Raw genomic sequence first — 6,449 nt, forward strand, 5'->3', positions numbered from 1 at the left:
CTTTCACACTTATCAGAAGAAGAAAGAGATCAATACTTTCACATTATGAAAAAAATATCTCAAAAATTACAGCAATAAATATAAAAAAAGCGGCTATAAAGGCCGCTTTTTTTATTATGCGTTTGCTAAGGCTTGTTTTTTCACTTCGTTTTTCAACACTTTTCCTACGCTGTTTTTAGGAAGTGATGAAACAAATACAACAGTTGGTACTTTATATGGTGCTAATCGTTCTTTACAGAAGTTCACTACATCTTCTTCAGTTAAAGCAGATGCTTCTTGTTTAACAACAAATGCATATGGAACTTCGCCGTACACATCATCAGGCATGCCGACAACTGTCGCTTCTAACACCCCATCTGCTGCTAGGACAACTTCTTCTACTTGATCTGGGTAGATGTTGTCTCCTCCATATACAATTACATCTTTATAGCGTCCTTCAATGTAAAGAAATCCGTCTTCATCTAATCGACCTGCATCACCCATCGCTAACCAGCCATCTTGTAAGACAGCGTTTGTTGCTTCTTCGTTTTGCCAATAGCCTTTAAATAGATAAGGGCTTCGTACAAGTACTTCACCTTTTTCTCCAGTTGGAACTTCTTGACGTGTTTCGGGGTCTACAATTTTAACTTCCACATGTGGAGCAGGTTTTCCAGCAGAGCTTACTTTCTTCCATCCCATTTGAGGATGCCATGAACTGATAATCCAAGCTTCTGTGCTTCCGTACCCTTGAGCTAAAATCATTCCGTTACGATCATATTGTTCGATTAAAGACTCTGATACTTTTGTTCCGCCTGACACAGCAAGTTTTAGAGGGAAATCATAGTGATCTCCTTTTTCAAGCTCTTCTACGATGTATTTTAATGCCGGTGGTAGTGCAAACAGCATTTTAATGTTTTCTTTTTCAATTACCTCAATTACTTTAGCTGGATCTGTTTCTTCAGAACATACCATTGTGTTTCCTGTGTTAATGCACATAAATAAAATGCTCATCGAACTCATGTGGAAGAATGGATGAACAAACAAATAACGCATGCTTTTATCAATATTTGCACGTTCTTCCTGTCCGCCAGAATTTAAAAAGGCACTTACCGATCCGTGTGCAATCATACATCCTTTTGACTTACCTGTTGTACCAGATGTGAACATCATCAATGCTAGATCTTCAGGAAGTACTTCAGGAAGTGCTTCTGGTGTGTTTGTGTCATACGCTGAGAATTGAGTTGTAAATTCTTTTGCATCCTCAATTTTTAACGTAAAGCTAAGTTCATCCGTTTGTTCCGCTTTTTCTAATACAGACGTAAATTCGTTGTGGTGGATAATCGCTTTTAACTGTCCGCTCTTAATAATGCTATCCAGTTCATAAGGTGTCATGCTCTTACTTAATGGAACAACGACTGCTCCCACTTGTAAAATTCCCATTGTAACGACTGGGTAAGCAATGCTTGTATGAGCTAAAATACCAATGCGATCTCCTTTTTGAATGCCTTTCTCTAAGAAGTAATGAGACAATTGATTTACTTTTTCATGAAATTCATTAAATGTATAACGTTCATTATGTTCAACTAGTGCTTCATGTTGAGGAGAAATCTCTGCACGTTCTGCGACTAAGTATTGTAATGTGTTCATTTTATCCTCTCCTTTGTCCGCTCGGACTAAATATTTCGTTCATGAATATTTTAATGACTAAAACATAATAACAAAAAATTTTTCCGAAGTAAAAGTTTAAAATTATCAAAATGTGTTTATATAGGTTGTATCGGGAAATGTTAAAAGAGATGCTGTTTTTAAGAAGTGTTGTATTACCAAGGGTTTGATAAAATTTTACAAAATTTAAATAGTTCAGACACTGGGTTTAACGAACTATTTTTTTCCTTTTTTTGTTTGTAAATTAGTTTTTATTTCTTGTTTTTCATTTTTTTAATATATTTTCTTACTTTCCCCTTATTCACCGGATTTTGAGCTCATTTATTGAATGAAAACGGTGAATATGAAACAATAATATATAAGCATTTGGATTTGAAAGGAGCAAATTTAGACATGAAAGTTCTTGTAATTGGTGCGAATGGTCAAGTAGGCCAACATATTGTAAACATTTTGAATGAAAGTGATGTGCACACTGTACGTGCGATGGTTCGTAAAGAAGAACAAGCAAAAGAACTTGAGGCAAGAGGTATCGAAACGGCTTTTGCAAGCTTAGAAGGCACTGTACACGAAATTAAGGAAGTGATGAAAGGCTGTGACGCCGTTATCTTTAGCGCAGGATCAGGCGGAAACACAGGCCATGATAAGACACTTTTAATTGATTTAGACGGTGCGGTAAAAGCGATGGAAGCTGCAGAAGATTTAGGTATTAAACGATTTGTCATGGTAAGCGCACTTCAAGCACATCACCGTGAAAACTGGAATACTTCACTAATTCCTTACTATGTAGCCAAACATTATGCAGATAAAATCTTAGAAGCAAGCGGATTAACATATACAATTGTTCGACCAGGCGGATTGTTAAACGAACCAGGAACAGGACGTGTAGATACTGGGGAGAACAAAGAGCGCGGATCCATTCCTCGCGAAGATGTAGCGCGTGTGGTAGTTGAAACGCTAAGTGAAGATCATACATTCGGACGTTCTTTTGATTTAGTTTCAGGCGATACGCCTATCGCAGAGGCTATTCAATCTATTTAATATAAAAAAAGCAGCGAATCCGTATTCGCTGCTTTTTATTTATCATTTAGTACATGTATTAAATGATAAATCACTTTTGCTGTCAGTCCCCATATGACTCGGTCTTCATAGTAATAAAAATGTTCTTCCATCTCTCTTGTTTGCCAATTATAATTTTCACCACCAATAATCGCGTCATAAGGAAAATTATGTTCGGGTTCTACTCTGAAATGGATATTGTGTATATCAGGTTCGGTACGCTGAAAAAAAGAAAGAGGCACGGTAAATACTTCTGCTACTTCCGAAGGATTCGGTCGAAGTTCAAGCGACTCATCAATAAAACCTACATAGGGATAAATGATTGTTCCAAATTGAGAAACAATATAATCTAAAGCTTGTACTTGCTGAATAGATTCAGGCGTAATCCCTAACTCCTCGGATGTTTCACGGATAGCCGTTTCTTTTTCGTCTGCATCCGTCTTCTCGACACGCCCTCCTGGAAAGCAAATTTCTCCTGGCTGTCTTCGTAAATCGAGCGCTCTTACCTCAAATAAAACATGCAGTTCTCCTTGTTTTTCAATAAGCGGAACAAGAATACCGAAGCGAGAAAACTGCTCCATTCCAAGAATTGTCGGTATCCGATTTTCTAACTTAGCTATAATACGGGATGTATCCATACGTCCACTTCCTTTCACAAAATGAATTATCAAAAGAATAGCGAGTTATAAGCTACGATGTCAACTAACCTGCAAAAGAAAGCTGTTATCTTTAGTATATGAAGAGATCCATTCAATTGACACTACAATTGATAAAAATATATAACATGAATATAAATAAAAACAGATAGCATCGGCTACCTGTCTTTTTGTTTTGTTTTTAACAACCCATAAATAAGTAAAAAGAATGCAACCACACTGATAAGCAATCCTCCTACTTGCTTATCAGTGAGTCCAAAACGAAGCTGAAGCCAAAAGATAACCAAGCAAATCAAAATGACGCTGGTAGCTAAATAAAAGTAAATGCTGTAGAAAAACGGATTCGTTCTTTTTCGTTTGTAGACAAGTAGTGAGATGCCTATATACGTACCCAATAGTGTGAGTAATACAACAACTTCCGTTAATGTTCTCACCGCATTCTCCCCTCTCCCTTTTTTCTTCTATACCCCGTTTCTTCTTTCATCAAAAGGAAGTTTGACTAAGGTATTTACAAAAAACCGCCTTATGGCATAAGGCGGTTTCCTTCAATACGCTTTATCCTGGTTTGTATTATATATCAAGAGCAAAGGTAATGACCGCTTCACAAGCTAACTCGCTGTCTACAAATGCTTTTCCTTTTCCTCTTACAATCTTTCCGCGCTGCTTGAGAACCTCAAATTCTAAACGCAGTGTATCTCCTGGCCTTACTTGACGCTTAAAACGACATTCGTCTATTCCCGCTAAAAAGGCAAGTCTTCCTTTTTGTTGGTCATCCGCAGCCATGGCAAACCCACCAAGCTGGGCAAGAGCTTCGACAATAAGTACCCCTGGCATTACCATATAGTCCGGGAAGTGGCCTTGGAAAAAAGGTTCATCTGCTGTTACTTGTTTAATCCCTATCGCAAGCTTTCCTTCTTCTTGCTCTAAGATGCGATCAACAAGTAAAAAAGGATAGCGGTGTTGAATGGTATGTTTTATTTGTTTTATATCTTTCATATGTATCGCTCCTTTTTCTTATAATAAGGGGTCCTTGCCGTCAAATGCAGGAAACGTATCTGGATGAAGAAGCGCCGCGAGTTTTTTTAACCCTAACAGCAACCTAGGTGAAGGACGACAATACAGCCATTCTTCTAGTACATGTACGCGATGTTCTTTAATGGCACACATATCGGACCAATCGGGTCTTTTATGTAAAATAGTCGGATTTACTTTGTTTGTCTGCACGCCTACCCAAGCCAGACAAATATGTTGTGGATTTCGTTTGAACACTTCTTCCCAATTACTCTGTACATTTGCTTCTTTATGATCAGCAAATATATTTTCTCCTCCCGCTAACTCACTAATTTCAGTCAGCCAGTTTGCTTTGCCAGGAGTAAAGACAGGTTTTGGCCACCATTCCCAGTATACAGTGGCTTTTTCATCAATTTGATTTGCAATCCCTTTATATGTAGAAAGAAACTGATCATAACGCTTTAACAGTTCAGCTGCTTTTGTTTCAATGTTTAATCGCTGACCTAAATCCTGTAGATTTTGACGGATATCTTCTAGCGAATTAGGATTATATACGACATAAGGAAGCTTTCGTTTTTTAAGTTCTTCAATATTTCGCTCCATTCCAGGAACGCTTAGTGATGCTAGGACTAAATCGGGTTTAGCTTCTTCCACCGCATCCATATTAATAGATAAATCGGGACCTAAACGCGGCAGACTTTGAATAGACTGCGGCCAATCGGAATAATCATCAATTGCTACGAGCAAATGCTCACATTTTAAATACGCTATTAGTTCTGTATTGCTTGGACAAAGCGAAACAATTCGCATAGTTCCCCTCCTGCATTCATTTCTTTTTTTCTATTATACAATAGATCCAAATATAAAAAGCAGAGACTTTCACTGAAGTCCCTGCTTTTGGTGCTCTTTATCCGCCCATCGCGTGATAAAAGAAGTAAAAGAAAACTAAACAGCCAAGTGAACTAATGCTTGTAGTTAAAATGCCGATTGAAAGCAATACCTGTCCGTCTTTTTTTTGTTTATATCGCAGCATATAATAAAAAGCTAAACAGGTGCCAAGAAGTAAATAAATAGCCCATATGTAAGGTAGATTCTTTAGCTGAAAGATGTATCCTTGATTAAATAATAAACAGTAAATAAAAAAAGATTTACGATAAAAAATATAGAAAGTACACTTTTCTTCATCTATTAAACCCTCTTCTATTCTTTATTTTCTGCTATAGTTGCTCTGTTTTGATTTCTCAGTTCATCCCGTATTTCACGTAAATATTGATTTCTCTCCTGCATTCGCTTTAACACTATAACGATAACAGCTATAATACCAGCAATGATTCCTATATAAAGAACTCCRAACACTAAGATAGGTACTACACCCCAAAGCTCCATCTCATTCCTCCTATTTTTTTGGTTATTACCTTATTTTACCGTATTTTGTAAAGTTGTCACGTCTTTTATCCATGAAAARGGGAGTTTGAATATACATTCAAACTCCCTAAAGAGATTATAAAAAATAATATTTATTATAGCGCTTTGCTTTTGACACTCGCTCCCGTTCCGAAGAACTTATCAAAAATTTGATAAAGAGCAGACAGGCCAACTAACCAATAAATCGTTGTTACTAACCAATCCCAAGAGCCAAATAGCTCTTCTACTACATTCACGCCTAGTGCTACAGCTAACCAATTTAAACCGCCTAAAATCACAAGAAGAGTCGTTAAACCTGAAAGAAATTTCACGTTGTCACCTCCTTGCGAACTGCATTAGGAAAAGCAGCTCATGTTACATCTTATGCGCTGCATAGATCAGTATATGCATAGGCGCTATGTAAAATAGTTATAAAGAATATGTGATTTATTCTTTTTTATTTTCTTATTGTGCAGCTGCAGCTTTCCCGATTTGCTTAATCGTTTCTACATGCATCGCTTCGTGATAGAAGCTGAATAAAAACGTTTCGCCAACTGTTGTAAAGTTGATGCCGGCTTTGTTTGTAAAAGGTGTGATTAACTGCTTATCAAACTGCTGGGGCATGAACTCTTTAATACGATGTGCTTGATCTTTCAACACATTCGCAATTTCTTCAAG

At 37.2% G+C, this 6,449-nt stretch carries 8 protein-coding genes and 1 pseudogene; 1 reads left to right on the forward strand and 8 read right to left on the reverse strand.

Going from position 1 to position 6,449, the window contains the following annotated elements; translation table 11 throughout:
* Positions 1 to 114: 114 nt before the first annotated feature.
* Positions 115 to 1,626, reverse strand: a complete 1,512-nt coding sequence (locus tag AC1DRF_RS13950; RefSeq protein ID WP_477740958.1) for a class I adenylate-forming enzyme family protein — start codon at positions 1,624 to 1,626, stop codon at positions 115 to 117.
* Between the two features lie 411 nt (positions 1,627 to 2,037).
* On the opposite strand from AC1DRF_RS13950, the gene AC1DRF_RS13955 reads away from it, so the two are divergent.
* Positions 2,038 to 2,682: an SDR family oxidoreductase gene (locus AC1DRF_RS13955; protein ID WP_427076502.1), complete on the forward strand. Its 645-nt coding sequence runs from the start codon at positions 2,038 to 2,040 to the stop codon at positions 2,680 to 2,682.
* A gap of 35 nt (positions 2,683 to 2,717) precedes the next feature.
* Here the strand turns inward: AC1DRF_RS13955 and AC1DRF_RS13960 are convergent, their stop codons facing one another.
* From AC1DRF_RS13960 to AC1DRF_RS13990, 7 genes and pseudogenes are all read right to left on the reverse strand, one after another.
* The gene (locus AC1DRF_RS13960) at positions 2,718 to 3,338 is read right to left on the reverse strand and encodes an NUDIX hydrolase (protein ID WP_043982570.1); all 621 of its coding nucleotides are present in this window, start codon (positions 3,336 to 3,338) and stop codon (positions 2,718 to 2,720) included.
* Between the two features lie 176 nt (positions 3,339 to 3,514).
* Positions 3,515 to 3,790 (reverse strand): hypothetical protein, encoded by a 276-nt coding sequence (locus AC1DRF_RS13965; RefSeq protein ID WP_016764214.1) that lies wholly within the window; start codon positions 3,788 to 3,790, stop codon positions 3,515 to 3,517.
* A gap of 136 nt (positions 3,791 to 3,926) precedes the next feature.
* Complete coding sequence (fabZ, locus tag AC1DRF_RS13970; protein ID WP_323619097.1) at positions 3,927 to 4,352, reverse strand: 3-hydroxyacyl-ACP dehydratase FabZ; 426 nt, start codon at positions 4,350 to 4,352, stop codon at positions 3,927 to 3,929.
* Positions 4,353 to 4,370: 18 nt separating this feature from the next.
* Positions 4,371 to 5,177: a cobalamin-binding protein gene (locus AC1DRF_RS13975; protein WP_427076503.1), complete on the reverse strand. Its 807-nt coding sequence runs from the start codon at positions 5,175 to 5,177 to the stop codon at positions 4,371 to 4,373.
* Positions 5,178 to 5,567: 390 nt separating this feature from the next.
* On the reverse strand, positions 5,568 to 5,753 hold the full coding sequence (locus AC1DRF_RS13980; RefSeq protein ID WP_043982567.1) for a hypothetical protein: 186 nt from the start codon (positions 5,751 to 5,753) through the stop codon (positions 5,568 to 5,570).
* Between the two features lie 134 nt (positions 5,754 to 5,887).
* Positions 5,888 to 6,103, reverse strand: a complete 216-nt coding sequence (locus AC1DRF_RS13985) for a DUF378 domain-containing protein (RefSeq protein ID WP_013057146.1) — start codon at positions 6,101 to 6,103, stop codon at positions 5,888 to 5,890.
* 133 nt (positions 6,104 to 6,236) lie between these two features.
* Positions 6,237 to 6,449, reverse strand: a pseudogene (locus tag AC1DRF_RS13990) (DinB family protein); the annotation flags it as partial.

The sequence above is a fragment of the Priestia sp. P5_B4 genome, from assembly GCF_056400385.1.

Excerpts from the sequence above, each read along its gene's own strand:
- AC1DRF_RS13950 (WP_477740958.1), bottom strand. The coding sequence starts at position 1,626 with ATGAACACATTACAATACTTAGTCGCAGAACGTGCAGAGATTTCTCCT.
- AC1DRF_RS13955 (WP_427076502.1), top strand. The coding sequence starts at position 2,038 with ATGAAAGTTCTTGTAATTGGTGCGAATGGTCAAGTAGGCCAACATATT.
- AC1DRF_RS13960 (WP_043982570.1), bottom strand. The coding sequence starts at position 3,338 with ATGGATACATCCCGTATTATAGCTAAGTTAGAAAATCGGATACCGACA.
- fabZ (WP_323619097.1), bottom strand. The coding sequence starts at position 4,352 with ATGAAAGATATAAAACAAATAAAACATACCATTCAACACCGCTATCCT.
- AC1DRF_RS13975 (WP_427076503.1), bottom strand. The coding sequence starts at position 5,177 with ATGCGAATTGTTTCGCTTTGTCCAAGCAATACAGAACTAATAGCGTAT.